Source organism: Herbiconiux oxytropis, from assembly GCF_024979315.1.
Classification (GTDB): domain Bacteria; phylum Actinomycetota; class Actinomycetes; order Actinomycetales; family Microbacteriaceae; genus Herbiconiux; species Herbiconiux oxytropis.
The window spans coordinates 183,578-209,989 of the sequence record NZ_JANLCK010000003.1 but is presented as its reverse complement, the minus strand read 5'-3'; the positions used below and the strand labels follow the sequence as shown (position 1 = coordinate 209,989).

Genomic DNA, 26,412 nt, shown 5'->3' with positions numbered 1-26,412 from the left:
GCCGACGCCGGCCGGAAGGAGCCTGTGACCGTGGAGTACGAACGGCCCCCCGTGATCGATGACCGGCAGCGCGAGCACTACGACGAGATCGTGGCCGGACTGCACGCCGACGGCGACGCCGGACGCATCGCGTTCGCGGTCTCGACCGACGACCTCGACGCGGGCCGAGGCGACCTCTTCGTGGCACTCGGCCTCGCCAAGTACCTCGCGCGCCGCGGCTGGGGCGTGCGGCTCTGGCCGATGTCCCAGTGGGGAGAGCGCCTCGAGGGCGTCGACGCGGTCGTCTCGATGCTGGAGTCGTTCGTGCCGGGCCTCGTGCCGCCGCACGCCGCACGCATCGCCTGGGTGCGCAACTGGACCGAGACCTGGCTGGAGCAGCCCTTCCTCCGCGAGTTCGACGCCGTCTGGTCCTCCTCCTCCGCGTCGGCCGAAGTGCTCGCCGAGGCCTACGGACGCGCCGTCGACGTGGTGCCGATCGCGGCCGACGCCGAGCTCTTCTCCCCCGCCGAGGGGCGCCGAGGTCTCACCGTGGTGAGCTCGGTGAACCACTGGGGGCGGCCCCGTCGCATCCATTCCGTGCTCGGGGACCTCGGTGCACGGGTGGATGTCACGCTGTTCGGCGAGCAGGGCGACGGCGCGGCCGTGAGCCACGTGGCGCACGCCGGGCGGATCAGCTACTTCGGGCTGCCCGATGTCTACCGCCGCAGCCTCGTGGTCCTCGACGACGTCATCGAGCAGGCCGCCGTCTACGGCAACCAGAACAGCCGGCTGTTCGAGTCGATCTCGGCGGGCGCCCTCCCGGTCACGAACACCCGCGCCGGTCTCGACGAGCTCGGTCTCGATGCGGTGCCGACCTACTCCGGCGCCGAGGACCTCGCCGAGGTGGTCGAGCGATTCGGCCGCGACCTCGACGCCTTCACCGCGCGCACCGACGAGCTCTCGGCCGTCGTGCGCGAGCGCCACACCTTCGAGGTGCGAGCCGCCGAGACCGAGCCGCTCATCCGCGCCGCGATCGGGCGGGCAGAGGATCGCGCGGAGCCGTCGTACCTGTTCGCCGCGCTCGCCACGGAACGTGCCGGTCAGATCTACACCTCCACGATCTCCGACATCCGGCTGGCCGAGATCGAGCGCCGCGACCGCAGGATCGACGACCTGGAGCGCGCCGTCGAGGCGGCGGAGGGCCGCATCGAACGCCTGAACTCCACCCTCTTCGACGCGTGGCAGGAGCTCGAGGCGCAGCGTCGCCGCAAGATCGCGCGGGTGGAGCGCTCGATGCGGGGCGGCGCGAGCACCGCGCTCGCCCTTCCGGGCAGAGTGCGGAGCGCTCTGTCGCGCTGGAGCGGCTAGCGTGCGTGTCGTCATCACCGGGGGTGCCGGCTTCATCGGCGCCAATCTCTGCCGCGCGTTCAGTGAGGCTCCGGCGGGGGTCGAACGCCCCGAGCTCGTGGTGCTCGACGACTTCTCGGCCTCGCATCCGTCGCGACTGGCGGGCCTGCCGGTGCGCGTCATCCGGGGCTCGGTGCTCGACGCCGACGCGCTGAGGCGAGCCACCGAGGGCGCCGACGCCGTCGTGCACCTCGCCGCCGTGGCCTCGGTGCAGGAGTCGATGGAGAATCCCCTGCACGTGCACGAGGTCAACGTCACCGGCACCGTCGCCGTGCTCGAGGCCGCGCGCCACGCCGGCGCACGGCACGTCGTGATGGCGTCGTCCTCCTCGGTCTACGGCAGCTCCGACGCCCTGCCCAAGCGGGAGGACATGCTCCCGCGCACCGAGAGCCCCTATGCCGCCGGCAAGCTCGCCGCCGAGAGCTACGCGCTCACCTGGCAGCGCGCCTACGGCCTGCCCGTGCTCGCGCTGCGCTTCTTCAACGTCTTCGGACCTCATCAGCAGCCGGGCACCGCCTACCCCGCGGTGGTGCCCGCGTTCCTCGACGCAGCCCTCGCGGGCCGCCCGCTCGAGGTGCACGGCACCGGCGAGCAGTCGCGCGACTTCACCTACGTGGCCTCGGTCTGCGAGGTCATCGCCGACGCCGTGCGCCGCGGTGTCGCCTCCGATGCGCCGGTCGATCTCGGCTTCGGGGAGCGCACGAGCCTCGTCGAGCTCATCACCCTGATCGAAGCCGCGCTCGGCCGGCCGCTCGAGCGCCGGCACACCCGAGCGCGCACGGGCGACGTGCTGCACTCCCAGGCCGAGGGCGCGAGGCTCGCCGAGCTCTTTCCAGGGCTCCGCCCCGTGCCCCTCGCCGAGGGCCTCGACGAGACCCTCAGGTGGCTCCGCGAAGCCTCGGTAGAATGATCGGATGCCCCTCCCCGCTCCACTAGAACGGGCCGCGAAATCCGTGATCCGCCGGCGCCTCATCGCCGGGCGCTTCCGCTCCACCGACTTCGTGCACCGCCCGGCCGACGGCACCGAGGTCGCCGTGCTGATGTGCCTCTGGAACCGCCCCGAACGGCTCGTGCCCATGCTCGACCTGCTCGACGGGCAGACGGATGCACCACCCATCGCCGTGCACCTCTGGAACAACAACAAGGCCGACCACGGGTTCTACCTCGAGAAGCTTCGGGAGTGGCGACCCTCGGGGGCCGTGCAGTCCGTGCGCATCGTCAAGACGCCCTACAACCTCGGCTCCATCGCTCGGTTCTACTGGGCCAGGATGCTCGCGAAGGTCAGGGCCCAGCCGATCATCGTGATCGACGACGACGAGGAGATCGAGCCCACCTTCGTCTCCACCGCCCTCGCCGTGCACGAGCCCCGCATGGTGCACGGCTGGTGGGCGTTCACCGTGGCCTCCGACGACTACTTCGACCGGCAGCCCGCCGTGGTGGGCGGCCCGGTCGACCACCTGGGGCCCGGCGGGTCGATCTGCAGCTCCGACCTCTTCCTCGACGACGAGTTCTTCACCGCGCTCCCCCAGCGCTACTGGATGCTCGACGACCTGTGGTTCACCCACTTCGCCCGCTCGCGCGGCTACACGCTCGCGAAGCTCCCGGTCGAGATCGAGTTCGTGCTGCACGAGACCAACCAGCACTGGTCGCTCGGCGACCTCAAGCGCGAGTTCTACCGCTACCTGCAGGTCACCAGCCGCACGCCGTGAGGTTCTGCACCGAGGCGTTCATGGAGTTCGGTCCGCCGATCAGCACGACGTCGCTCACCCCGAGGGTGCGGAGCGCTCCGATGACCTGACGCGGCACGCAGTCGGTCGGCACCACGAACAGCGGAGCGCCCTCTCGGCCGGACAGCGCCGAGCCCGAGAGGGCGTCGGGGAACGTCGTCCCCGTGGCCAAGTAGGCCTTCGTGGCGGAGGTGTAGGCGGCGAGGTTGATGTTCGCCGCTGCCTCGTAGCGGTTGCCGCCCGAGACCCGTTCGACCGGCGCGACCATCTGCAACGAGGTCTGAACCCCGCCCGAGACCGAGTTCGGTCCGCCCGCGATCGTGATCCGCTGCACCCGCAGGCTCGTGAGGGTCGCGTTCGTCGGCGCATCCGTGCCGCCCGCCGCGCCGTTCACGAGCAGCACGGGGCTCTTCGTGAAACCGCCCGCACCGCCGGCGGCGAGGGCGTCCGGGAAGTTGAGCCCGGTGGCGACATAGGCACGAGTGACGCCCGGCGCCTTGAACGCGTAGTCCACGATCGCGCGGGAGGCGGCGAACCGGTCGGGCCCGGAGAGCCGCACGACCTCGGGAGCGAGCTGCCGCAGACGGTCCTCCACAGCCTTCGAGATCGAGGCTGTGCCGCCCACGATCACGATGCGCTGCGGGGCGAGGGACTGGATCTCCGCGTCGACGGCGGGCGGGATGGAATCCGAGCGGGTGAGCAGCAGGGGCGCATTCTGCACCGCCGCCGCCGGGCCCGCCGAGAGCGCGTCGGGATAGTTGGCGCCCGTGGCGACATAGACGACGGAGGCGCGGTCGGGGAACCCCTGCTGCGCGATCGCGACCGACACCGAGTAGCGATCGGGCCCGCTCACCCTGGCCACCGCGAACGGAGTCGTCACCCGCGGGGTCAGGCCGCTCGTCGTCGACGTGGTGACGTGGCCGGGCCGGGATCCTGTGACGGTCACCGACACCTGCTTGCCGACCGTCGTCTGGTCGGGCAGGAAGGTCGTGCCGGTCGCCCCAGGAACCGGCTGGTTGGAGACGTTCCACTGGTAGGCGAGCGAGACCTCGCCCGGGCCCCAGGTGCCGGTCGACACCGTGAGCGTGCCGCCCACCTCGGCGAGCCCGCCGATGCTCGGCGTGGGGGTCGGTCCGAGCGGCAGCGGTGGGGGCTGCGGCGGCGTGTCGCCCGGGTAGCCGCCGAAGATCTGCACCCACATCGCCCCCTTGGCCGTGCTCACGTAGCCGATGCCGATTCGGGTGAAGGAGCCGGAGAGGATGTTGGCGCGGTGGCCGGGCGAGTTCATCCACCCCTCCATCACCTCATCGGCCGTGCGGTAGCCGTAGGCGATGTTCTCCCCGTTGGCGTTCCAGCCCGGCGGCATGCGCGAGGCGCGCCACTCACGCGTGCTGTGCGTGAGCGGGTTCTCGAGCGTGCCCATCCAGGCCGCCCATTCCTCGGCGGCCGCCTCGATCGTGGCGTCGCGGGAGAGCTGCGGCAGGCTCGCGTTCACCCGGTGCGCGTTGACCAGCGCGAGGACCCTGTCCTCCTCGGCCGCGGCGAAGGCCGCGGGAGCGGGCCCTGCGGCCACCGACCCGATGGGCATGACGAGGGCCGCTACGGCGATGACCACCGCATACACCCCGAACGGCCCAACTCGTGTACTGCGACTCATGACATCTCCCCGACGGATAGACAGAAGCGACCAGCACGCTCAGGCTACACGGAGGGGTGTCACAGGTACATGTCGAGTTCCGTCGGGGCACTACGGGGGAACCACCGAGGTGGGTTGTCAGAAGCTGCAGGCCGAGAGCGAGCCCACGGAGGCGTTCAGCGAGTTCTGGCCGCCGAGCAGCACCACCTTGGTGGCCTTGAGCGTCGAGATGTCGTCGATCACACCGCGAGGCACGCAGTCGGTGGGCACCATGTAGAGCGGCGCCTTGCCCTTGGCGGCGAGCACGCCTCCGGCCAGCGCGTCCGGGTAGTTGAAGCCCGTCGCTAGGTAGACCACCGAGCTCGCGGAATAGGCCGCCCGGTTGATCGCGAGGGAGGCTGTGAAGCGATCGGTGCCGGAGAGGCGGTCGACGGCCGCCGGGACCTTGTCGCGGAGCGCCGTGCCGACACCCGTCGAGACGGAGTTGGGGCCTCCAGCGATGGTGATCCGCGAGGTCTTCAGGGTGCGGAAGTGCGAGATCGAGGCGGCGTCGGCGGTCGCGGTGGGGCCGTAGACGAGGGTGATCGGCACACCGGACGAGCCCGCGGCCGAGCCCGCCGAGAGGGCATCGGGGAAGTTGGTGCCCGTCGCCACGTAGCTGCGCGCGGAGGTGCCGAACGCGTATCGGGCGACCGCACGGGAGGCCTCGTAGCGGTCGGAGCCCGACAGCCGGTCGACGGTCGCGGCGAGGGGGCGGAGCTCGGCGATGACCGCCTCGGAGATCGAGGCCGGGCCTCCCACGACCACGATCTTCGCCGGCTTCAGGCGCCGGATCTCGGCCGCCACGTCGGGCAGCAGGCGCGCGGTGGGGGTCAGCAGCAGGGGCGCGTTGCCCTTGACCGCGGCGGGCACCGCGCTGAGGGCATCCGGGTAGTTGTCACCCGTGGCGAGGTAGACCGTCGGCGCGGTGCTGCCGGCCGGATAGGCACGCTGGGAGATGGTGAGGGCCACGGTGTAGCGGTTGGCTCCGTCGACGCGCTCCACGGCCGGGCGGGCGCGCAGCTGGTAGCTGTCCGAGATGACCGACGACGATGAGAACGAGCCCCAGCGGCCCGCCACGGTGAAGGTGTGCCTTCCGCTCTGCAGGGCGGCCGGGATGGGCAGCGACCAGGCGCCTGAGGCGTTGGGCGTGACGTAGTAGCCGTTGCCGTCGATCGTCACGAGCACGCGGTGCCGAGGGCCGGCGCCCGGGAGGGTGCCGCGGATGGCGTCGCCCACGAACGAGGGCCGCACGACGGTGGGCATGGTGACGGCCACCGAGAGCTCCCAGTCGGGAACCGTGTTCGAGACGCTCTTGGAGCCGTTGGACGTGACCATCGGGAAGAACGCGGTGATGGCATCCGGCTGGTTGCTGCACGAGTCGGTGAAGGTGCCCGCCGTGCCGAGCCCGAAGGCCGCCGAGCCGATGAGCGCCGACGATCCGCTGTCGCCCGGGAGCATGCAGACGTCGGTGAGGCTCAGGTTGACGTACTGCGGTGTGCCCGAGCGGTTGTAGACGGGGTAGGACTCGTTCATGACGAGGATGGTGCCGCAGGTCCAGCCGGTCGTGCGGCCCGACTTGCAGACGGGCGAGCCCACGACGCCGGTGGCCATGTCGGTGAGTGTGATCGGGTTGCCGTCGGTGAGAGCGCCCTGGGATCCACCCCAGGTGCCGACCTTCTTCGTGGGGGTCCACTCGTCGGAGACGCCGACGACGCCCACGTCGGCGCCGGCCCCGAAGCGGAAGAGCGACTCGATGGGCGCGCCGATGATCGAACCGCGCGAGGGGGCCGACCCCGCTCGGGCCTGTTTCGACTCGTAGTAGTAGGTGCCGGTCTGGCGGTCGGGCTCGATGCAGTGGCCCGAGGTGATGAACTGCACCTGCGGATACGGTCCGTAGCGACCCACGAAGCCCGTCGAGCAGACGTGGGTGGCACCGGCGGCGAGGAACTGGAAGGCCTGCCCGCCGAGCAGGTCGGCCATCGCCTCGAGCCGCACGCCGGAGTAGTCGGGCACGGCGGGGGCGCCGACCTCGGCCGTGGCTCCGGTGCTCTCGACGAGGGCCGCCGCCTCCTCGTCGGCGACGTTCACGACGAGCTGCGTGCCGTCCAGGCGCGATCCCAGCACGTCGACCCGGGCCGAGAGCGCCTCGACCACGACGCCTGCCTGCAGGGCGGCATCGGTGCGGGCCAGGTACTCCTCGGGCGTGCTGTCGAGGTCGCGTGCCACGGCCGCGCCGAGGTCGGCGGGCAGCTCGGCGGCCCTGGCCGCGAAGTCGGCCGGAGCCGGCGCGGTGAAGCGCGGCAGCTCGGTGGTGGCGGGGTCGGCAGGGTCCGGAGCCACCACCTCGGGCTCGACCTCCGGGTCGATCTGCTCGGGGGTGGGCTCGGCTGTCGTGGGAGTCTCGGCCGGAACGGGCGGCTCGATCGTCTCGGCCGACACGGCTCCGGCGGTGCCGAGCACGCCGGCGATCACGAGCATGGTCACCGCGAGGGTCGAGATCCTGTTGCGCACCTCACCACGGTACGGCCACCCGAGCCGGGCTCGGCGCAGCCGGTCCAGCGCGTCGAAGACGCCGGAGCGCCTCCGATCAGGACTCGGAGTCGGCGATCAGCGTCTCGAGGTAGGAACCGTAGCCGCTCTTCACGAGCGGAGCGGCGAGCTTGGCGAGCTGTGCCGTGTCGATCCAGCCTGCGCGCCAGGCGATCTCCTCGATGCAGCCGATCTTGAAGCCCTGCCTGTCTTCGATCACGCGCACGTACTCCGAGGCCTGCATCATCGACTCGAAGGTTCCCGTGTCGAGCCAGGCGGTGCCCCGGTCGAGCACCTGCACCTGCAGGTCGCCTCGCTCGAGGTAGCGCTCGTTGACCGTGGAGATCTCGAGCTCGCCGCGCGCGGAGGGCTCGATCGACTTCGCGATCTCCACCACGTCGTTGTCGTAGAAGTAGAGGCCGGGAACGGCGTAGTTCGACTTCGGCTCGGCCGGCTTCTCCTCGATCGAGAGCGCCTTGAAGTCGTCGTCGAACTCGACCACGCCGTAGGCGCGCGGCTCGGCCACGTGGTAGGCGAAGATCCGCGCGCCCTCGATCTCGCCGTTGGCGCGGAGCGAGGAGCCGAGTCCCACGCCGTGGAAGATGTTGTCGCCGAGCACGAGGGCCACCGACTCGTCGCCGATGAACTCCTCACCGATGATGAACGCCTGGGCGAGGCCGTCGGGCGAGGGCTGCACCGCGTACTCGAGGCGGATGCCGAGCTCGCTGCCGTCGCCCAGCAGCGCCTTGAACTGCTCGTTGTACTCGGGGGTGGTGATGATGAGGATCTCGTTGATGCCCGCCATCATGAGCGTCGAGAGGGGGTAGTAGACCATGGGCTTGTCGTAGATGGGCATCAGCTGCTTCGAGATGCCCTTCGTGATCGGCCACAGCCGCGTGCCGGAACCGCCGGCCAGGATGATTCCGCGCATGTCAGCGACCCTTCTCGTTCTGTGCCTTCTGGGTGAGCGACGCGTAGAACGCGCGCGCTTCGTCCCAGGTGGGGAGGAGGCCCGATGCGGCGGCCTCGGAGAGGCTCGGCGCGTCGGTGTCCTTCGGTGAGAGCAGCAGCTCGCCCGCCTCCTCGGGGAACACCAGGGCGACCTCCTCGTCGAGGGGGTTGATGCCGTGCTCGCGCTCGGCGGCGAAGGTGCTCGTGACGAGGTAGGAGACCGTGGCGTCGTCGGTGAGCGCCACGAAGGCGTGGCCGAGACCCTCGGCGAGGTAGATGCCCTTGCGGTCCTTGTCGTCGAGCAGCACCGAGTCCCACTGCCCGAAGGTGGGCGAGCCCACGCGGATGTCGATCACGAAGTCGAGCACGGCGCCGTGGGTGGCCGTGACGTATTTGGCCTGCGAGGGCGGGATGTCGGCGAAGTGGATGCCGCGCACGACACCGCGCTTGGACACGCTCGTGTTCGCCTGAGCGAGGTCGATCGAGTGCCCGATCTCGGCCTCGAGCTTGTCGAAGCGGTACCACTCGAGGAACACGCCCCGGTCGTCGCCGAACTGCTTCGGCGTGATCTCGTAGCTGTCTGGGATGCTCAGTTCGCGGAATTGCACCCTGCGAGTCTACCTGGCGGGTGATTGAGTACGTGGGTCCCAACCTCCGGTGGTGTCCTGCGATACGCTGAGATGTTTTCAGACAGCTGTCGATATCCCACCGATGGCACGACGGAGAAAGACCCACGTGACTCCCACCACCCCGACCCGCGACTTCAGCCCCTCGCGCGGCGCACGCGTGCAAGTGCAGTCGGTGCTGTACAACAATGAGCCTCACGCCATCGAGCGGGCCTTCGACTCGCTCGCCCGATCGGCCGACCTCGCCATCTCCGACGAGGTCGTCGGCTCGGTGGTGTGGCGCATCGGCGACGCCTCCCCCCTCCGCACCTTCAGCGACGACCAGCTGGCAGCGCTGCAGGCCCGCGACCCCGACTCCGTGCGCATCGAGTACCGCTGGTTCGGCGAGAACTCGGGGTCGGCCCGCGGACACAACCTGCTCGCCGAGGGCTCGGACGCCGACTACCTGCTCATCCAGAACCCCGACGTCATCCATTCCCCGCGCACCCTGCACGAGCTGCTCGACGCCTTCCGCCACTCCCCCGTGGGCATGGTGGAGGCCAAGCAGCTGCCGGTGGAGCACCCCAAGGACTACGACCGCATCACCGGCGAGACGGGCTGGGCCACCACCGCGTGCGCGCTCATCCCGCGCGAGCTCTTCGAGGAGCTCGACGGCTTCGACGACGAGTCGTTCTTCCTCTACTGCGACGACGTCGACTTCTCCTGGAAGGTGCGTCTCTCGGGCTACCGGGTGATCTTCCAGCCGAGCGCGGTGGTCTTCCACGACAAGAAACTCTCCGACGACGGGGCCTGGCAGCCCTCCTCCGCCGAGATCTACTACTCGGCCGAGGCCGCCCTCTTCCTGGCCGCCAAGTGGTCGCGCGACGACGTGGTCGACCACATCCTCTCGGTCTTCCAGGGCTCGGGCGACGACACGCTCGAGAAGGCCGCCGCCACCTTCACCTCCGCCCGCGACGAGGGCAGACTCGCCGCGCCCCTCGACCCCGAGCACCGCATCGCCGTCTTCGAGGACGGTCTCTACACGAAGCACAGGTTCCCGCTGTGAGCGATACGACTCCCGAGCTGTTCCACGACGACGTCTTCGGCCACGCCTACGGGCTGCTCAAGGCGCACAGCCGCCCCACCACCGGAAAGGCCGACCGCGCAGAGGCGCCGGCCGAGGCCGTGCACCTCGACATCGGCGACGCCGGTGCGGTGATGGCCGACTCGATCCAGGGGGAGCTCGGCCTGCACTATGTCGCCCTCGTCGGTTCGGAGGAGAGCGCCGCCGCTCTCCGCTCGCGAGGACTCGAGGCCCACGTGGGCCAGCTGCACGGTCGCGAGGCCGACACGGAGCTGCTGCACGCACTCGTGGGCGACCGCCGCGTGCACTCCATCTCGATGATCGACAACCTCAGCCAGTCGGCGAACCCGACCGGCGTGCTCGCGAGTGTGCGCTCGCTCATGGTGGAGCACCAGTGCGAACTCGTCCTGAGCGTGCCGAACGTCACGCACTGGAACGTCGGCTTCAAGCTCGCCTTCGGTCTCTGGGACTACACCCACGAGGGCCTGCTCGACGACTCGCACTTCACCTTCTTCTCCCGCAGCAACCTGCTGAAGACCCTCACGGTCTCGGGTCTTCGCACCTTCGACGCCGCCGACGTGCTCCGGGAGTACAGCGACCAGGGCTTCCCCGAGCAGCACCCCGCGCTCGCCAGGGGCACCGAGCTGAACGCCTTCCTGCGCCAGCTGCGCCGCCAGTCCGGCCCCGACGACACCGTCAACCAGTTCGTCTGGATGTGCACGGCCTCCGAGCCGAACCCCGGAACCCTGACCGTCGCCACCACCGAGCCCGAGCGGCCCTTCCTCAGCGTCGTCATGCGCACGCAGGGCACCCGCATCGCCTCGATGCGCGAGGCGTTCCTCTCCCTCGCGGGGCAGGACGACACCGACTTCGAGGTCGTCGTCGTGGGCCACCGCCTCGGCCAGACGGAGCTGAAGGACGTCGAGCGGGCCATCGAGGACAACCCGGCGTGGCTGCGCGATCGCGTGCGACTGCTCAAGGTCGACCACGGGAACCGGGTCATCCCGCTCAACCTCGGCTTCGCGGCGTCGACCGGCAAGTACATCGCCATCCTCGACGACGACGACGTGCCCTTCGCCAACTGGGTGTCGACCTTCGCATCCCTCGCCCGCGACCGCCCCGGCGCCATCGCACGCGCCGTGGCCGTGCGGCAGGACATCGTGTCGGTCTCGGTGCTCGGCCGCCCCGGCGTCCGCACCGAGGGCCCGCCCGAGCGGATGTTCCCGGGCACCTTCGACTTCCTCGAGCACCTGAGCTACAACTCCACCCCGCCCGTGAGCGTCGCCTTCCCCCGCGGGCCGTTCCACGACCTCAAGATCCGGTTCGACGAGACGCTCGAGACCACCGAGGATTGGGACTATCTCATGCGGGTGGCCGCCATCACCGGTGTCGCCTCGAGTCCGCTGGTGACCTCGATCTACCACTGGTGGAAGACGGGGCAGTCCTCACGCACCGACCACTCCCAGGAGGCTTGGGACAAGAACCACGCCGCCATCCTGCGCAAGCTCGATGAGACCACGATGCTGCTCCCCTACGGCGTGGCCAAAGACGTGCGCGAGTGGCTGAGCGACCGCCGCAGTCAGCAGCAGCGCGACCTCGAGCGCGATCTGCGGCTGATGCAGCACGAGCAGGACACGGGTCAGCTGCAGCAGGAACGCGACCGGATGCTCAAGCTCCAGCGCGTCACCGAGATCCTGGACTCCACGTCGTGGCGTGCGGCCGGCGTGCTGCGTCTGCCCGCCCGGTTGCTCCGGCGGGGCCGCAGCATCAAGGCGAGCACCTACCTCGGCGCGACCTCCGGGGAGCTCGACCGGGTCATTCACGACCTCGAGACCTCGAGGTCCTGGACCCTGACCTCCGTTCTCCGCCGAAGGAGCTGACATCATGCGCTGGAGCATCCTCCTGCCCACCTACAACGGCCGGCCCACACTCGAGGCCGCCGTCGAATCCGTCCTCGCCCAGACCGAGGCCGACTTCGAGCTGCTGATCGTGGGCGACGGGTGCACCGACGACACAGCCGCCTACGTGACCGGTCTCACCGATGCTCGAGTGCGCTGGTTCGACCTGCCCAAGGGGCCGGGCTTCGGCTACACCAACCGCAACGTCGCCCTGCGCGAGTCGCAGGGCGAGCACATCGCCTACATGGCCCACGACGACCTGTGGGCGCCCGACCACCTCGAGCTGCTCGGCGCGGCGTTCGACGCCACCGGGGCCGACTTCGCGGTCACGCGACCGCAGTGGCTCTCTCCCTCCGGCGCCCTCGCCCCGCTGCCGGTCGACCTCGTCGACCCGGTCCGGCTGGCCGAATTCCGCTCCGACTTCAACGAGGTCCCGGCCGTCTGCGTCGCCTTCACCCGCTCCGCCCTGGAGGCGGCGGGCTGGTGGCCGGAGGACGTGGAGTCCGCGGGCGACTGGGAGCTCTGGAAGCGCATCCTCGCCGTGAGCGATCACGAGCCCGCTGTCGTGCCGCAGGCGACGACCATCCACTTCCGCGCCGTGTGGCGCTCCTCCGACACCCGATCCGTCGACCTCCTCGACGAGCTCTCCCGGCGGCACGACGAGTGGTGGCCCGCCGAGCTCGTCGTCGACCTGCCCGAGCAGGCCGAGGGCATGCCCGTGCAGCGTGCACTGCAGGATGCGATCTCCCGTGACCCCGCTGTCTGGTGGGACTCCGTGCGCCGAGGCGCCCGCCTGCTCGACGGCCGGCTCGCCACGCTCGGGCTCGAGGTGCCCGTGCTCGAGCACCGCATCTTCGCGCACGACGACGTGCTCGAGGAGGTGCGCAGCAGCAACGGCGAGCTCGCCGGCACGATCGAGACCCTCGTGGCAGATCTCACGACGGCGCAGGCCTACATCCGTCAGCTCGAGGACGAGCTGCTGATGGCGCGCAGCTACATCGAGCACGCCAACTCCGAGATCAGCCGCCTGAGCGCTCCCGAGGGCGAGCAGCCTCCGGCGTGATCACCGCCGTGTCGGGCACTCCCCCACGGGCCCGGAACGCCGCCTTGATGCGGTCGTTGAACCACACGCGGCTGTCGCGCTCGATGGTCCAGGCCGAGGCGTAGCCGAGACCCACGGCGATGACGACCGTGGCGCCGAGGCTCACCCAGGCGTGCTCCGTGCCGAAGAGCGCGATGAGCGTCTGCTGCACCGGGAAGCCCGTGAGGAAGATGCCGAAGGTGGGGTTGCCGAAGCGCCCGGCGGAGGGCAGCAGCGGGGCCCTGGCGGCGCCCACGGTCACCACGACGAGGGGCACGAGGATCCAGTTGAGCAGCTGGATGGTCTGCGGCACGAAGAGGTAGCCGGCCACGGTCACCACGAGGGCCACCGCCGCCCAGCGCACCTTGGGCTTGCCGACGAGTTCGCGGATGGCGGCTCCGACGCAGAAGCACGGCCACACGATGAGGAACTCGGAGGCGCGATTGCCCCAGATGATGGTGTCGGCCATGGCCGGGTTCACCGAGGCCCACGCGCTCACCGCACCGATCGCGATCCAGGTGGCCCCCCGCAGGGCTCGCATCCGGATGAGGGCGACGAGCGGCACGAGCAGGTACACGACGAACTGGGCGGGCACCGACCAGAGCGAGCCGTTGATGACGAACGGCACGGGGTTGTCGGCGAACACCCCCGGCAGCGAGTACTGGGGGTTCAGCAGCAGCGTGAGGAGGTAGCGCCAGGTCTGCGGGGAGCCGAAGTACTCGCTCGGCAGGAACGTCGTCAGCAGAGGTCCGAGCACGAAGACGGTGAGGAACACCACCGCGGCGAGGGCCGGGAAGATCCGGATCATGCGGGCCCCGATGTAGGGCACGAGCCGCGGATCGCGCTGCCAGGACGGGACGAGGAGGTAGCCGCTCACCGCGAGCAGGATGAAGATGCCGAGCGCGGGCCATGTGCCGAGCCACGCCGTCTCGGCGTCGACGCCGAGCACGATCCCGGAGTGCCGCACCGCCACGAGCACCGCCGCGGCGATCGTGACGAACGTGAAGTTGTTGCCGAACGAGCGGGCCGGAGACCCCGAGCGAGCGCGCGCTTCGGTGGGGTCGGTGGACACCCGCCTACTTTGCCATAGTCTGATCCCCGATGAGTGCGTCGATCCGGGACAACAACTTCGATTTCCTCCGCATCGCGGCGGCTCTCGCGGTCATCGCGGGGCACGCGTTCTATCTGCGGGGGACCCCCGAGATCATCCCGGTCATCGGGGGAATTCGGATCCACATCCTCGGCGTCGCCGTCTTCTTCGCCATAAGCGGCTACCTCATCACGAAGAGCCGACTCGGCCGGAACTCCCCCGGCCGGTACCTGGCGCACCGCACGGCCCGGATCTTCCCGGCTCTCATCGTGGTGGTGGCGCTGTCGGTGCTCGCGCTCGGGCCGGTCTTCACGGGCCTCAGCGTGACGGAGTACTTCGCAAACCCCGGTTCGTGGGAGTACTTCAAGAACGCGGCGCTGCACCCCGTCTACAGGCTGCCCGGGGTCTTCGGGGGTCTGCCCTACCCGGCGATCGTGAACGGGTCGCTGTGGACACTCCCGGTGGAGTTCTTCTGCTACCTCGTGGTCTTCGTCATCGGGTTCCTCCCCCGTCGCGCGGTCGGCTACGCCCTCGTCGCGTTCGCGCTGCTGTCGATGGTGGGCTGGCTGATCCTCGTCGACTCACCCGAGCGCCTGGTGATCTGGGGCACCCTCGTCAACGACGCAGCCCGCATGTGGGGCTTCTTCGCCGTCGGCGGCATCCTCGCGCTGATCCGTCGCCGCGCCTTCTTCCGGCTCGACGCCGCGGCCGTGCTCACGCTGGTGTGGCTCCTCGTCCCGATCCTCGACGAGCGATTCTCGACTCTCATCTCCTGGGTGCTGGTGCCCTACATCGTGCTGTCGTTCGGGCTGGCGAGCACCCCGATCCTGCGGCGCACCGGCCGCTTCGGAGACTTCTCCTACGGGCTCTACCTCTACGCGTTCCCGGTGCAGCAGGTGGTCGTGCAGGTCATCGGCCCGCTCAACGCGGTGCTCAACCTCATGCTCGTCACCGCGCTGACACTCGTCTGCGCGGTGGCATCGTGGCACCTCGTCGAGAAGCACGCGCTGCGGCTCGCGCGGCGGAGCCGGGCCTCAGGCGAAGCGCGGGTGGTGCGGGAACCGCTGCTGCAGGGTGGGTAGCGACGAGTCGGTCTCCGACAGCAGCGGCGCGTCCGTCGCCCACTCCACCCCGAGGGTGGGGTCGTTCCAGGCGAAGCCGTTGCGGTCGGAGGGATCGAACTCGCGCGAGACGTCGTTGAGGTAGTCGACCTCGTCGTGGGTGTAGAACGCGTTGGCCAGACCCTGCGTCACGAAGATGCGGTCGTGCACACCCGGCTCGTCGCCGAGTTCGAACGAGACGTGCTCGCCGAAGGTGGGGCTCTCGGGTCGCACATCGGCGACCACGCACGTGGCGTGGCCGTGCACCACGTAGATCAGCTTGTCCCACGGCTCCGCGTGGAAGCCGCGGAGCACGCCGGCCTTCGAACGGGAGTGGTTGCCCTGGCGCAGCTGCACAGGGCGGCCCACCGCCTCTTCGAGCTCATGCAGCTGGTACGAGTGCTTGAAGAATCCACGATCGTCGTAGAACTTCGGCCACTGCACCAGGTACAGGCCCTGGATGGCCGTTTCCAGAACTGGCATTGCAACCCCTATTTCGTCGGGTCAAGTGTATAGGAGCGCACTCCGGCGACCACGCGCTCCACCTGGGCGTCGGTGAGGCCCGCCCAGAGCGGCAGGCGCACGAGGTGCGAGGCGAAGCGGTCGGTGCGCTCGAGCACGGCCGCATCCGCCCCGGTGCCCGCGGTGCGGCCCAGCCGGCGGCCCGCGGGGCTCGAGTGCAGGGGCACGTAGTGGAAGGCGGCACGGATGCCGAGGGTGCGCAGGTGCGCGAGGAGCCCATCACGGGCGGCTTCGGTGGGCAGCTGCAGCCAGAACAGGTGCGAGGTGTGCCGCAGCGCCCGGTCGTCCGACATCAGGCGCACACCGTTCTCGGCGGCCCACGGTGCGAGACCGGCCGCGTACCCCGCCCACACCCGCAGGCGATTCGCCTGGATCTCGTCGAACGCCGCGAGCTGCGCATCCAGCACGGCCGCGTTGAGCTCGCTCGGCAGGTAGCTCGAACCGGCATCCTGCCAGGTGTACTTGTCGATCTCGCCGCGCAGGAACCTGGCCCGGTTGGTGCCCTTCTCGCGCAGGATCTCGGCACGCTCGAGATAGCGGCCCTCGTTCACGAGCAGCGCACCGCCCTCGCCGCAGTGCACGTTCTTGGTGTCGTGGAAGCTCTGGGTGCCGAAGGCCCCCACCGTGCCGAGCCGGCGGCCGTCGAGGGTCAGGCCGCCGAGACCGTGCGCGTTGTCCTCCACGATCGGGATGCCCGCCGGTCGCGTGACCGCCTCCACCGCCGCGAGATCCACCGGCACTCCGCCGTAGTGCATCACCGTCACCGCGCGCGTGCGCGACGTGATGGCGGCCGCGAGGCTCTCGGGATCGATGTTGCCCGTCGTCTCGTCGAGGTCGGCGAAGACCGGGACGGCACCGCGTGCCACGACGGCGATCGCGGCCGACGAGAACGTGAAGGAGGGCAGCACGACCTCGTCGCCCGGCCCGATCTCCAGCAGCAGCGCCGCGAGCTCGAGAGCGTGGGTGCACGACGTGGTGAGCAGCGCCGGCGAACCGGTGAGCTCTCGCAGACGCGCGGAGGCGGAGGCGGTGAACGCCCCGTCGCCGTGGGCGTGGTCCGAGCTCAGGACGGCGTCGAGGTTGCCGAGCTCCCCGGGCGCCCGGAACGGGCGGCTGAAGAGGATGTCATCGTTCACCAGGCTGAGAGTCCGTCCGCTCGTCGTGTGCGTCGTCGTCGTGCGTGTCGTCGTCCGGCATGATCGTCTCCGGATCGTCGACGACGAGATACAGTGGGCGCCCCATGGCCACGTTGAGCGACACCCCGATGTACTCCGCAATCACGCCGAGCGACACCAGGATGGCGCCCGAGCAGAGCAGCAGCGTCACGATCAGCGACGCCCAGCCGGCGGCCTCGGGATCGGACCCCACGGTGGGATTCACCACCACGTAGACGACCACGGCGAGCCCCAACAGCGCGATCACGCCGCCGAGCACACTCACCGCGCGGAGCCCGGACGTGCCGCTCGTGAGCACCATGCGCCAGAAGTAGGCGAAGAGCGCCGTCAGCGAGTAACCCGACACCCGGCCGTCGGCGGAGCGCAGCACGGTGGGCGCGGTCGCCACCCGGTTGGTCACCCACGACAGCGCGACATCGAGGTACACCCCCGTGGCGGCGAACGAGGCGAGCTTCCGCCCCACGTCGCCGCGCACGAGCCGGTAGCTCTGGAACTGGCTGGCATCCGGGAGATTGAAGGCCGTGCGCATCATGCGCTTCGAGCCCTTCGACGCGGCGTTGCGCAGGAAGCCGTGGGGGCGCTCGTTGGTGAAGCGCGCGTAGACCACACCGGCGCGCTCGCGGGTGGCCGTGTCGAGGAACTCCCCGATCGAGGCGGGATCGTGCTGGCCGTCCTCGTCCATCGTCAGGATCCAGCGCCCGCGCGAGGCGGCCATCCCGGCGATCGTGGCCGCGTGCTGGCCGAAGTTGCGGCTCAGCCAGATGATGCTCACGAACGGATGCTCCGCCTCCAGCCGCCGCATCACGGTGTCGGAGTGGTCGGGCCCGTTGTCGTGCACGAGGATGACCTCGGAGATGCGGTACGCCATGCCCTCGGGCGTGACGGCGCCGCGCGTGTAGGGCACGAGCTCGGCCACCACGGACTCGAGGGTGCGCTCGCCCTGGTACACGGGCACGACCACGCTGATCGAGTACACCGTGGAATCGACCGGATCGCTGGAGCCCACGGGATGAGAAGTTATCACGCGGGCAGCCGAACGTAGACGAAGCGCTCGTCGTCGGACGAGAACGCGTCGCGGCCCGCGGTGGCGTCGATGCCCGTGATCGCCACGAGCTGTGCGAGCAGGGTCGACCCGCCGTCGGCGAAGGCCGCCCGGTCGAGCACGACGCCGCACACGCCTAGGTCGCGGAAGGCGGTCAGCATGGCGGGCACGGGGAGCGAGGCGAGCGCGCCCACGTCATCGACCGGCGCCCGCCCCTTGATGCCGCCCGCCGACCAGCGGAGCGCATCCGAGTGCAGGAACATGCGCAGCTGGTCGGCGTCGGTGACGCCGTTCACCGGAGGCGACTCGGGGAATGCGATGTAGGGCAGCTGGTAGATCAGGCAGCCGGGCTCCGAGGTGGCCTCGATGCGCTCGACGAAGTCGCGATCCGAGTCGAACGTGGCCACGGTCGCCGCCCGCGCCGCGGGGTCGACGGGCGGGATCTGGTCCCAGACCGCGAGCGCCACGAGGAGCACCGCGACCGCTCCCGTGAGCCCTGCGGCGAGCCTCCGGGGTGCGGGGCGGCGCACCGCCCACCGCTCGGAGAGCCGTTCGAGCACGCGCCCGAGCAGCAGTCCCACGGCGGCGAGGGCGAGCAGCGCGAGCAGGATGGCGATGCGGTTCCACGAGCGGATGGGGAAGTTCACGAACGACAGCAGCGTCGAGAGCCCGCCCACCGTGCCGAAGAGGAAGGTCACGAGCGCGAGCCCGGACAGCACCGCGAGCCGGTTCGTCTGCGACTCGGGAGCACGCCATCCGGTGCGCCCCGCGGTGAGCAGGAAGTACACCGCCACGACCACGAGCGCCACGAATCCGGCCGCCGCGATCAGCCCGAGCGCGGGTGCCTCCGAGGGCAGCGGGTACGACTCGTCGTAGAGCTGGCGGAGCGTGGCGAACGGCCCGAAGCGGTGCCCGGGCACGGGAAGCAGCAGCGACGAGAGCTTGAACGAGTAGAGCTCGGCCTCGGGCGGGCTCCGCACGAGCACGGCCTCGTTCACGCCGTTGGCCAGCCGGAACAGGATGCTCGGCAGCAGGTTGACCGCCATGGTGCCGGCGATCACGAGCCCGGCCGCCGCCGCTCCGAAGAACGCGCGCCAGGCCTTCGTCTGCCACAGCTTGGCGACGCCCACGATCGCGAGCACGAGCGCCACGAAGACCGAGTAGTAGCTCGACGCCGTGCCGAGCAGCACGAGCGTGCCGACCGTGGCGAGGTTGCGGCCGCTCGGGATGCGACGCGACCAGAGCGGCTGACCCACCGCCACCTTGTAGATGACGCCGAGGGCCAGCGGCACCACGAAGTAGGTGGCGAGGAAGAGGTGGCCCTCGCCCTTGATGAAGTGATACGGCGCGATGGCGAAGGCCACGGCGAGCGCCACTCCGAGCACCCGGCCGACCCCCACGAGCCGGAGGAACCACAGCGCGGTGACGGCGGCGAGCGGAAAGCCGATCACGAAGTAGACGTTCATGAGCACGCCGAAGTCGCCCGTGAACACCCGCAGCAGGTTCGCCGCGATGAAGTGCAGATTGTCGGCCTGCGGGTAGTCGCCGTAGAACTGGCCGTAGGGGGCTCCGAGCGCGGACTGGTGGGTGAACCAGCCCGTCTCGATCACGGTCTTGAAGTGCGAGGCCACCGCGAGGGCGTCGCCGGAGTAGTAGAGCGGCACCCGCCAGTCGAGGTTCCAGAGGTCGAGGCCGTACCAGGTGGCGGCGAGCGCCACGAGGGCGGCGACGGCGTAGGGCAGCCAGCGGGCCTGGAGGATGCTCATGGTCACTCGGCCTTCATGCCGCGGCTGTTGAGCGCGTAGTAGGCGCGGCGGGCGAGCGCCATCACCGACGCACGCCGATCGCCGAGCCGCACGTCGGCCTCGGTGATCGTCTCGGGCGCCTCCTCGTGGCACCAGCGGTGGTAGGCCCGTGCCTGGGCGGCCTGGTCGTCCATCAGCGCCACGCTCCACTGGGTGTCATTCACCCGGAAGGCGGCGAGCGTGCGGTCGACCGGGAGGTAGTCGCCGCGGAGCAGGACCTTCGTGTAGCCGGTCTGGTCGATCAGGTAGGGGAAGCGGGCGTCCCACCCACCGGCCTCCTCGAGCACGGCGCGGCGCATCGTGACGCAGCCGGGCTCGCCGAACACGTTCGTGCCCTTCCGCACCGTCGTGCGCACGGCTTCGACGCCCGGCTGCACCCGGCGGGCCACGCCCTGCAGGCCGCGGTCGCGGATGGTGACGCGGCCCCTCGCATCCACGATGTCACGCGGGCTCGACACGAGCACGACCCCCGGATGCGCGTCGAGCGCCTCGGAGTGCGCGCGGAGGGCGCCGGGGTAGAGCACGTCGTCACCGGGGAGGAGCTTGAGGTACTCCCCCGTTGCCGCCTCCGAGACACGGCGCCAGTTCGCCTCGGCACCGCCGCCGGTGGGGGTGGTGAGCAGCCGCACCCGCGGGTCGGCCGCGTACTTCTCGAGCAGCTGCGGCGTCGCATCCGTCGACGAGTGGTCGGCGACCACGAGCTCGAAGTCGTCGTGGTCCTGGCTCAGAACGGATCGCATGGTGGCCTCGATGTAGGCGGCGTTCTGGAACGCGGGGATCACGACGGAGAGCTTGGGCATCAGGACTGCTCCTCCTTCTCGGTGCGGCGGAAGGAGAACCGCTTGTGCCCGAAGTAGCTGATGGCCACCGTGACCACGAGGATCGACAGCTGGGCGAGGATCCGGTTCCAGCCGATGTTCACGAGCACGGGCAGCACGACGGCGTTGATGCTGATCGAGACGAGATAGACGCTCCAGAACCGGGCGAGGTCGCGGAGCACGTGGCCGTGCACCACGAACACGAAGCGGCGGTAGAGCACGAACGCGATCAGCACGCCGATGACGTGGGCGCAGAAGAGGGTGCCGAGCGATCCGATCGTCTCGTTGACCGTGGTGTCGAGCCACCGCCCGACCGTGAGATCGAAGGCCACGAAGAGCACGAAACCGAAGGCCGTGTTGAAGCCGCCCACCAGCAGGAACGCGACCCGCTGGTCCTTCACGAGCCTCAGCAGAAGGCCGGGCCGGGAGTCGCTGTCCTCCTCGCCGGCCTGTGTCACGTGGTCACTCTAGGGGCTGCGGCTACAATCGGGTGCGACCACACTCGAGGAGAACTCCCCCACCATGAAGATTCTTGTCACCGGCGGAGCCGGTTTCATCGGCTCCAACTTCGTCCGCCGCACGCTCGAAGACGCCTATCCGGGCCTCGAGGGAGCAGAGGTGGTCGTTCTCGACGCCCTGACCTACTCGGGCAACCTCGACAACCTGCTGCCCGTCAAGGACAGCCCGCGTCTCACTTTCGTGCACGGCGACATCCGCAACGGCCAACTGCTCGACGACCTGTTCCCCGGCCTCGACGCCGTGGTGCACTTCGCTGCAGAGTCGCACGTCGACCGCTCCGTGCGCGACGCGTCGATCTTCGTGGAGTCGAATGTGCTCGGCACGCAGCAGCTGCTCGACGCAGCGCTCCGCAACAACCTGCCGCGCTTCGTGCACGTCTCCACCGACGAGGTCTACGGCTCCATCGCCGAGGGCTCGTGGGCCGAGGACCGCCCGCTCGAGCCGAACTCGCCCTACTCGGCATCGAAGGCCGGCAGCGATCTGCTCGCGCGCTCCTACCACCGCACGCACGGCATGAACGTGTCGATCACGCGCTGCTCGAACAACTACGGGCCCTATCACTTCCCCGAGAAGGTCATCCCGCTGTTCGTCACCAACCTCATCGACGACAAGCACGTCCCCCTCTACGGCGAGGGCAACAACATCCGCGACTGGCTCCACGTCGACGACCACACCCGCGGCATCGCCCTCGTGCTCACGAAGGGCCGCGCCGGCGAGATCTACAACATCGGCGGCGGCACCGAGCTCACCAACAAGGAGCTCACCCAGCTGCTGCTGGACGCCACCGGCAAGGACTGGGACTACGTCGACCGCGTGGCCGACCGTCTCGGCCACGACCTCCGCTACTCGGTGGACATCTCGAAGATCAAGGCCGAGCTCGGCTACGAGCCCCTCGTGCCGTTCGAGCAGGGTCTCGCCGACGTGGTGCAGTGGTACCGCGACAACCGGCAGTGGTGGGAGCCCCTCAAGGCCCGCGCCGCCCTGGTCTGAAGCCGGCCCACCTACAGGAGACACAGCCCTATGACGCGCTATCTCATCACCGGCGCCGCCGGCATGCTCGGCCGTGACCTGCAGGAGGCCCTCACGGGCCGCGACGTCGTGGCGCTCACCCGCGCCGAGCTCGACATCACCGACGCCGAGGCCGTGGCCGCCGCCGTCTCGGGCATCGACGTGGTCTTCAACTGCGCCGCCTACACCGCGGTGGATGCGGCGGAGACCGACGAGGAGACCGCCCAGCTCGTGAACGGGGTCGGCCCCGCCACGCTCGCGGCGGCGACGGCGGCCACCGGTGCGGCCCTCCTCCAGATCTCGACCGACTACGTCTTCCAGGGCTCGGCCACGACGCCCTACCCCGAAGACGAGCCGCGCGATCCGCTCAACGCCTACGGCCGCACGAAGGCCTTCGGCGAGGAGGCCGTGCTGCGCCTGAACCCTGCACGGGGCTACGTGGTGCGCACGGCCTGGCTGTACGGCCGGCACGGCAACAACTTCCCCGCCACGATGCTGCGCCTCGGCCGCGAGCGCGACTCCGTCACGGTGGTCGCCGACCAGGTCGGGCAGCCCACCTGGACGGCCGACCTGGCCCGCCAGCTCGTGCTGCTGGCCGACTCGGACGCGCCGGCCGGGGTCTACCACGGCACGAATTCGGGCCAGGGATCCTGGTTCGATCTCGCCCAGGCAACCTTTCAGGAAGCCGGACTCGACCCTGCTAAGGTCGAGCCGACAGACAGTTCGCAGTTCGTCCGTCCTGCCCCGCGTCCCGCGTACTCCGTGCTCGGACACGACGCGTGGTCCCGAGCAGGCCTGGATCCCATGCGCGACTGGCGTGCCGCCCTCCATGAGGCGGCTTCCTCGGGAGTATTTGGAGACTGATGGCCACGCTGCGGGTGATCATCGACCAGCTGGTCGCCCCCGTACCAGGCGGAATCGGTCGCTACACTCTCGAACTCACACGCCAGCTGATCGCCACGGCGCCGCGCAACTGCGACGTCGAGGGTGTCATCTCGGCGGTGCCGCAGGAGAAGGCCGACGAGCTGTCGGCCAAGCTGCCCGGGCTCGCAGGGCTGCACCGCGCGACCCTGCCGCGGCGTGAGCTGTCCGCCGCCTGGCAACACGGCATCATCGGCGGATCGGGCGGCGGCATGGTGCATGCCACGAGCCTGCTCGCGCCCATGCGCAAGCACGACCGGCGGGCCGAGCTCGGCACGCAGACGGCCGTGACGATCCACGACGTGGTGCCGTGGACGCATCCGCAGACCCTCACGCCCCGCGGGGTCACCTGGCACAAGGCCATGGCGAAGCGTGCGTCCAAGCACGCCGACGCCATCGTGGTGCCCACGCACGCCGTGGCCGAGCAGCTCTCGCACTACTTCGAGTTCGGCGACCGGATCCGCGTGATCGGCGGGGCCGTCAGCGACGAGCTGCAACTGCCGGCCGATCCGGAGGCCCGCATCGAGGCGCTCGGGCTGCCGGAGAAGTACATCCTCGCCGTGGGCACCCTCGAGCCGCGGAAGGGACTCGCCGCCCTCATCAAGGCGCTCTCGCTGCCCGGCACCGGTGACCTCCCGCTCGTGATCGCCGGGCCTGAGGGCTGGGGTGACGTCGACGTGGCCACGGTGGCCGCCGCTGCCGGAGTCGATGCGTCGCGCATCAAGGTCCTGGGCTTCGTGAGCGACAGCGACCTCGCGCTGGCCCTCGAGCGCGCCACCGTCTTCGTCTACCCCTCCCTCGCCGAGGGCTTCGGCCTCCCGCTCATCGAGGCCTTCAACTTCGGCACCCCCGTCATCCACGCCGACGTCCCTGCCCTCCTCGAGGTCGCCGCGGGCTCGACGTTCGTCGTCGACCGGACGACTCCGGATGCGTATGCGGGGCAGCTCGCTTCAGCCATCGAAGCCGTCACGTCTGACGCCTCCCTTCGACGGCGGCTGTCGATCTCGGGACTCGACCGCGCGCGGGCGTTCTCGTGGCGCGATAGTGCCGATAAGGTGTGGCAGCTTCACGCTGATCTGTAGCCGCGCCGCCGCCTCTGCGGCGCGGGCGACATGCGGTGCCGGTGTCTGGCTGCGTCGCTGCGCGGCGCACCCAGGCACCGGTACCGCCTTGGGCTGAGAAACAAAGGCCTGCGGCTTTCAGACCCGCTCCCACCTCTTGGGGGATCCGAACGTATCGGGCCGTACTCGACGACCCGGAGCGGTACATCTGCCGGGGCGCGCCGCGAAGCGACGTGACCCGACAGGTGCACCGCATGTCGCCCGCGCCGGGCGGGGACCGGCGCGGCTACTGAACCGGCGCTTCCGTGGCCGTCGAGAGCACCAGCGCATCCGCGACCGTCTGCTGCACCAGCGCCCAGTCGGGGTACTCCGGGTCGATCAGGGGGGGCGTGAGCTCCACATGGTCGATGGGGAGGTCCTTGGTCTTCAGGGCGAGGTCGATGAAGTAGCTGAGGGTCGACTGGGGGATGTCGGTCTGCACCACCTGGGTGCCGGCCTGCACGATGCCCTCGAACTTGGTGAGCACGTTGACGGGCTCGAACTGGTTGAGGATGGCGGTCTGGAGCTCGCGCTGGCGCTCCATGCGGTCGTAGTCGCTGGTGGTGTGGCGCGAGCGGGCATACCAGAGGGCCGTGTAGCCGTCCATGTGCTGCACGCCGGGCCAGATCCAGCCCTCGACCTCGTTGAGGTTCTCGTCGCCACCCATGGGCAGCTCCTCCTTGACGTCGATCGTCACACCGCCGAGGGCGTCGATGAGGTCGGAGAAGCCCTGCATGTCGATCATCACGTAGTACTGGATGGTGAGCCCGAGTGCGCCCTCGATGGCATCCTTCGTCGCCTCGACACCGGGGTTGGAGCCCTCGGCCTCGGCGTTGGGATAGAGGTCCTGGTTGAAGGCCATCACGCGGGGGTAGAGGAAGCTCACCTGACAGTCGCTGCCGCAGTCGTAGACGCCCTCGGGGGCGTACTCCGACCCCACGAGGGGCGAATCGGCGGCGATCGGCACCTGCTGCAGGTCGCGCGGGATGCCGATCATCGTGGCTCGCCCGGTGTCGGCCTCGATCGAGACCACGGTCATGCTGTCGGGGCGCATGCCGTCGCGATCCGGGCCGGCGTCGCCACCGAGCAGCAGGATGTTGTAGCGGCCGTTCACGGGCGGCTCGGCGGCCGCCTGCACGCTGAACACGGACGCAAGGCCCGACTGGGCCACGTTGGCGATGTACGCCGCCGCTCCGGCGCCTCCCGCGGTGACCACCATGAGGAGCACCGAGAAGATCGCGATGGCGGGACGTGCCCGCGGGCCCACCCGCACCAGGCGCACGAGCCGCAGCGCATCCAGGGTCAGCACGACCCAGAGCACCGCATAGGCCACGAGCAGCACCTGCACGATCACGAGCGGCACGAGGTTCGTGGCGATCGAGAAGATGACCTGCGGCCAGATGAAGTAGACGGCGCCGGCGATGATCGCGAGCGCCCACAGCACGAGCGTGCAGCCCAGACCGAACCGGCCGAGCTTACGGTTTCCCGCGAGCACCTGGGCCGAGCCCGGGATGAGCACGTTGAGCACCACGAGCCACCAGCCGCGCACCGTCATCGTCTTGGGCGACGAGGTGTCGGGGTAGCGGATCGGGCTCGCGGTGGCGTTGGCCGACGGCGAGCCGGTCTGGTATCCGCTCCGAGTGGCGGGGCCTGCGGTCATGCTGGTCATAGGCGGGTCTGGAGGTCTTCGTTCTTCTGGGCGACGAGGTCGGCGAGCCCGCTGCGATAGCGGTCGAGGGCAGCGGCAAGCTCATCATCACCGGTCGAGAGAATGCTGACAGCGATGAGGCCGGCGTTCTTGGCGCCGCCGATCGAGACGGTCGCGACCGGGATGCCCGCGGGCATCTGCACGATGGAGAGCAGGGAGTCGAGGCCGTCGAGCTTGGCCAGCGGCACGGGCACGCCGACCACGGGCAGGGTGGTCACGGAGGCGATCATGCCGGGCAGATGAGCGGCCCCGCCGGCGCCCGCGATGACGACCTTGAGCCCGCGGCCGCGCGCCGACTTGCCGTAGTCGATCATCTTCTCGGGGGTGCGGTGCGCCGAGACGACCTGCACCTCGTGGGGCACGCCGAAGTCCTTCAGCACCTGCACGGCGTCGCTCATGACGGAGAAGTCGGAATCCGACCCCATGACGACGCCCACGACGGGGTTGTTCTCGGGCATGGTGCCCATGGTAGGTGCTGGGTCTCCGGGGGCCCGGTAGCGCGTCGGGCGTGCCGGGAGTGTGTCGGCGGCGGCGGGGGTCCGTCCGTCCGGTGGACGATCCCGTCCCCGTGCGGTCCTTCCACCACCCACCTCGGGAGGAGACTACGGAGGTTCAGGTGCGTTGGAGGAAACCACGGAGCCTCGGGGCCACAGCGGCCGAGGCTC

At 70.0% G+C, this 26,412-nt stretch carries 23 protein-coding genes; 10 read left to right on the top strand and 13 right to left on the bottom strand.

From position 1 onward, the window contains the following. The first annotated feature begins 30 nt into the window (after window positions 1–30). The 3 genes from N1028_RS06835 to N1028_RS06825 are packed head-to-tail and all read left to right on the top strand — an operon-like array spanning window position 31 to window position 3,095. Complete coding sequence (locus N1028_RS06835; protein WP_259526137.1) at window positions 31–1,347, top strand: glycosyltransferase family protein; 1,317 nt, start codon at window positions 31–33, stop codon at window positions 1,345–1,347. 1 nt (window position 1,348) lies between these two features. Then, entirely contained in the window at window positions 1,349–2,296 is a 948-nt protein-coding gene (locus tag N1028_RS06830) for an NAD-dependent epimerase/dehydratase family protein (protein WP_259526136.1), read from the top strand. Window positions 2,297–2,300: 4 nt separating this feature from the next. Continuing rightward, window positions 2,301–3,095 carry a glycosyltransferase family 2 protein gene (locus tag N1028_RS06825; RefSeq protein WP_259526133.1) on the top strand — a complete coding sequence of 265 codons (795 nt, stop codon included), beginning with the start codon at window positions 2,301–2,303 and terminating at the stop codon, window positions 3,093–3,095. On the opposite strand, the gene N1028_RS06820 is transcribed toward N1028_RS06825, so the two are convergent. The 4 genes from N1028_RS06820 to N1028_RS06805 all read right to left on the bottom strand — a co-directional run bounded on the left by N1028_RS06820 (window position 3,076) and on the right by N1028_RS06805 (window position 8,879). Further along, window positions 3,076–4,728, bottom strand: coding sequence for a cell wall-binding repeat-containing protein (locus N1028_RS06820; RefSeq protein WP_259526132.1), 1,653 nt, complete (start codon window positions 4,726–4,728; stop codon window positions 3,076–3,078). The genes N1028_RS06825 and N1028_RS06820 overlap by 20 nt on opposite strands. 159 nt (window positions 4,729–4,887) lie before the next feature. After that, window positions 4,888–7,302 (bottom strand): cell wall-binding repeat-containing protein, encoded by a 2,415-nt coding sequence (locus N1028_RS06815; protein ID WP_259526131.1) that lies wholly within the window; start codon window positions 7,300–7,302, stop codon window positions 4,888–4,890. A gap of 76 nt (window positions 7,303–7,378) precedes the next feature. Then, window positions 7,379–8,251 carry a glucose-1-phosphate thymidylyltransferase RfbA gene (gene rfbA, locus N1028_RS06810; protein ID WP_259526128.1) on the bottom strand — a complete coding sequence of 291 codons (873 nt, stop codon included), beginning with the start codon at window positions 8,249–8,251 and terminating at the stop codon, window positions 7,379–7,381. A 1-nt stretch (window position 8,252) separates the two neighbouring features. Further along, window positions 8,253–8,879: a dTDP-4-dehydrorhamnose 3,5-epimerase family protein gene (locus N1028_RS06805; RefSeq protein ID WP_259526126.1), complete on the bottom strand. Its 627-nt coding sequence runs from the start codon at window positions 8,877–8,879 to the stop codon at window positions 8,253–8,255. A 127-nt stretch (window positions 8,880–9,006) separates the two neighbouring features. On the opposite strand from N1028_RS06805, the gene N1028_RS06800 reads away from it, so the two are divergent. The 3 genes from N1028_RS06800 to N1028_RS06790 are packed head-to-tail and all read left to right on the top strand — an operon-like array spanning window position 9,007 to window position 12,921. Continuing rightward, window positions 9,007–9,942, top strand: a complete 936-nt coding sequence (locus N1028_RS06800; protein WP_259526125.1) for a glycosyltransferase family protein — start codon at window positions 9,007–9,009, stop codon at window positions 9,940–9,942. Next, window positions 9,939–11,840: a glycosyltransferase family 2 protein gene (locus tag N1028_RS06795; RefSeq protein WP_259526124.1), complete on the top strand. Its 1,902-nt coding sequence runs from the start codon at window positions 9,939–9,941 to the stop codon at window positions 11,838–11,840. Before N1028_RS06800 ends, N1028_RS06795 begins: the two co-directional genes overlap by 4 nt. 4 nt (window positions 11,841–11,844) lie before the next feature. After that, window positions 11,845–12,921, top strand: coding sequence for a glycosyltransferase family 2 protein (locus N1028_RS06790; RefSeq protein WP_259526123.1), 1,077 nt, complete (start codon window positions 11,845–11,847; stop codon window positions 12,919–12,921). On the opposite strand, the gene N1028_RS06785 is transcribed toward N1028_RS06790, so the two are convergent. Further along, window positions 12,878–14,011, bottom strand: coding sequence for an acyltransferase family protein (locus N1028_RS06785; RefSeq protein WP_259526122.1), 1,134 nt, complete (start codon window positions 14,009–14,011; stop codon window positions 12,878–12,880). The two genes, N1028_RS06790 and N1028_RS06785, sit on opposite strands and share 44 nt — an antisense overlap. Before the next feature lie 29 nt (window positions 14,012–14,040). On the opposite strand from N1028_RS06785, the gene N1028_RS06780 reads away from it, so the two are divergent. Continuing rightward, on the top strand, window positions 14,041–15,111 hold the full coding sequence (locus N1028_RS06780) for an acyltransferase family protein (RefSeq protein ID WP_259526121.1): 1,071 nt from the start codon (window positions 14,041–14,043) through the stop codon (window positions 15,109–15,111). Here the strand turns inward: N1028_RS06780 and N1028_RS06775 are convergent. From N1028_RS06775 to N1028_RS06750, 6 genes are read right to left on the bottom strand one after another with little or no spacing between them, the layout of a single operon-like run. Then, entirely contained in the window at window positions 15,064–15,612 is a 549-nt protein-coding gene (locus N1028_RS06775) for a dTDP-4-dehydrorhamnose 3,5-epimerase family protein (protein ID WP_259526120.1), read from the bottom strand. The two genes, N1028_RS06780 and N1028_RS06775, sit on opposite strands and share 48 nt — an antisense overlap. Before the next feature lie 8 nt (window positions 15,613–15,620). Beyond that, a complete protein-coding gene (gene rffA, locus N1028_RS06770) occupies window positions 15,621–16,787 on the bottom strand; it encodes a dTDP-4-amino-4,6-dideoxygalactose transaminase (protein WP_259526119.1) in 1,167 nt (388 codons plus the stop codon). Beyond that, window positions 16,777–17,850: a glycosyltransferase gene (locus tag N1028_RS06765; RefSeq protein ID WP_259526118.1), complete on the bottom strand. Its 1,074-nt coding sequence runs from the start codon at window positions 17,848–17,850 to the stop codon at window positions 16,777–16,779. Before N1028_RS06765 ends, rffA begins: the two co-directional genes overlap by 11 nt. Continuing rightward, window positions 17,847–19,634, bottom strand: a complete 1,788-nt coding sequence (locus N1028_RS06760; protein ID WP_259526117.1) for a hypothetical protein — start codon at window positions 19,632–19,634, stop codon at window positions 17,847–17,849. Before N1028_RS06760 ends, N1028_RS06765 begins: the two co-directional genes overlap by 4 nt. A 2-nt stretch (window positions 19,635–19,636) precedes the next feature. Beyond that, complete coding sequence (locus tag N1028_RS06755) at window positions 19,637–20,473, bottom strand: glycosyltransferase family 2 protein (protein WP_259526116.1); 837 nt, start codon at window positions 20,471–20,473, stop codon at window positions 19,637–19,639. Next, on the bottom strand, window positions 20,473–20,949 hold the full coding sequence (locus N1028_RS06750) for a GtrA family protein (RefSeq protein WP_259526115.1): 477 nt from the start codon (window positions 20,947–20,949) through the stop codon (window positions 20,473–20,475). The genes N1028_RS06755 and N1028_RS06750 overlap by 1 nt, the downstream gene beginning before the upstream one ends. Window positions 20,950–21,013: 64 nt before the next feature. On the opposite strand from N1028_RS06750, the gene rfbB reads away from it, so the two are divergent. Genes rfbB through N1028_RS06735 form a run of 3 tightly spaced genes read left to right on the top strand, consistent with a single transcriptional unit; the run spans window position 21,014 to window position 24,021 of the window. Next, a complete protein-coding gene (gene rfbB / locus N1028_RS06745) occupies window positions 21,014–22,000 on the top strand; it encodes a dTDP-glucose 4,6-dehydratase (protein ID WP_259526114.1) in 987 nt (328 codons plus the stop codon). Between the two features lie 30 nt (window positions 22,001–22,030). After that, complete coding sequence (gene rfbD / locus N1028_RS06740; RefSeq protein ID WP_259526113.1) at window positions 22,031–22,882, top strand: dTDP-4-dehydrorhamnose reductase; 852 nt, start codon at window positions 22,031–22,033, stop codon at window positions 22,880–22,882. Continuing rightward, window positions 22,882–24,021, top strand: a complete 1,140-nt coding sequence (locus N1028_RS06735; RefSeq protein ID WP_259526112.1) for a glycosyltransferase family 4 protein — start codon at window positions 22,882–22,884, stop codon at window positions 24,019–24,021. Before rfbD ends, N1028_RS06735 begins: the two co-directional genes overlap by 1 nt. Window positions 24,022–24,286: 265 nt before the next feature. Here the strand turns inward: N1028_RS06735 and N1028_RS06730 are convergent, their stop codons facing one another. Next, a complete protein-coding gene (locus tag N1028_RS06730) occupies window positions 24,287–25,708 on the bottom strand; it encodes an LCP family protein (protein WP_310795578.1) in 1,422 nt (473 codons plus the stop codon). Beyond that, window positions 25,705–26,214: a 5-(carboxyamino)imidazole ribonucleotide mutase gene (gene purE / locus N1028_RS06725; protein ID WP_259526111.1), complete on the bottom strand. Its 510-nt coding sequence runs from the start codon at window positions 26,212–26,214 to the stop codon at window positions 25,705–25,707. The genes N1028_RS06730 and purE overlap by 4 nt, the downstream gene beginning before the upstream one ends. Window positions 26,215–26,412: the final 198 nt, after the last annotated feature.

Bases quoted from the DNA above. Each gene is read 5' to 3' on its own strand.
- purE (WP_259526111.1), bottom strand. From the start codon at position 26,214: ATGGGCACCATGCCCGAGAACAACCCCGTCGTGGGCGTCGTCATGGGG.
- N1028_RS06735 (WP_259526112.1), top strand. From the start codon at position 22,882: ATGGCCACGCTGCGGGTGATCATCGACCAGCTGGTCGCCCCCGTACCA.
- rfbB (WP_259526114.1), top strand. From the start codon at position 21,014: ATGAAGATTCTTGTCACCGGCGGAGCCGGTTTCATCGGCTCCAACTTC.
- N1028_RS06755 (WP_259526116.1), bottom strand. From the start codon at position 20,473: ATGCCCAAGCTCTCCGTCGTGATCCCCGCGTTCCAGAACGCCGCCTAC.
- N1028_RS06825 (WP_259526133.1), top strand. From the start codon at position 2,301: ATGCCCCTCCCCGCTCCACTAGAACGGGCCGCGAAATCCGTGATCCGC.
- N1028_RS06775 (WP_259526120.1), bottom strand. From the start codon at position 15,612: ATGCCAGTTCTGGAAACGGCCATCCAGGGCCTGTACCTGGTGCAGTGG.
- N1028_RS06760 (WP_259526117.1), bottom strand. From the start codon at position 19,634: ATGAGCATCCTCCAGGCCCGCTGGCTGCCCTACGCCGTCGCCGCCCTC.
- rfbD (WP_259526113.1), top strand. From the start codon at position 22,031: ATGACGCGCTATCTCATCACCGGCGCCGCCGGCATGCTCGGCCGTGAC.
- N1028_RS06730 (WP_310795578.1), bottom strand. From the start codon at position 25,708: ATGACCAGCATGACCGCAGGCCCCGCCACTCGGAGCGGATACCAGACC.
- N1028_RS06790 (WP_259526123.1), top strand. From the start codon at position 11,845: ATGCGCTGGAGCATCCTCCTGCCCACCTACAACGGCCGGCCCACACTC.
- N1028_RS06780 (WP_259526121.1), top strand. From the start codon at position 14,041: ATGAGTGCGTCGATCCGGGACAACAACTTCGATTTCCTCCGCATCGCG.
- rfbA (WP_259526128.1), bottom strand. From the start codon at position 8,251: ATGCGCGGAATCATCCTGGCCGGCGGTTCCGGCACGCGGCTGTGGCCG.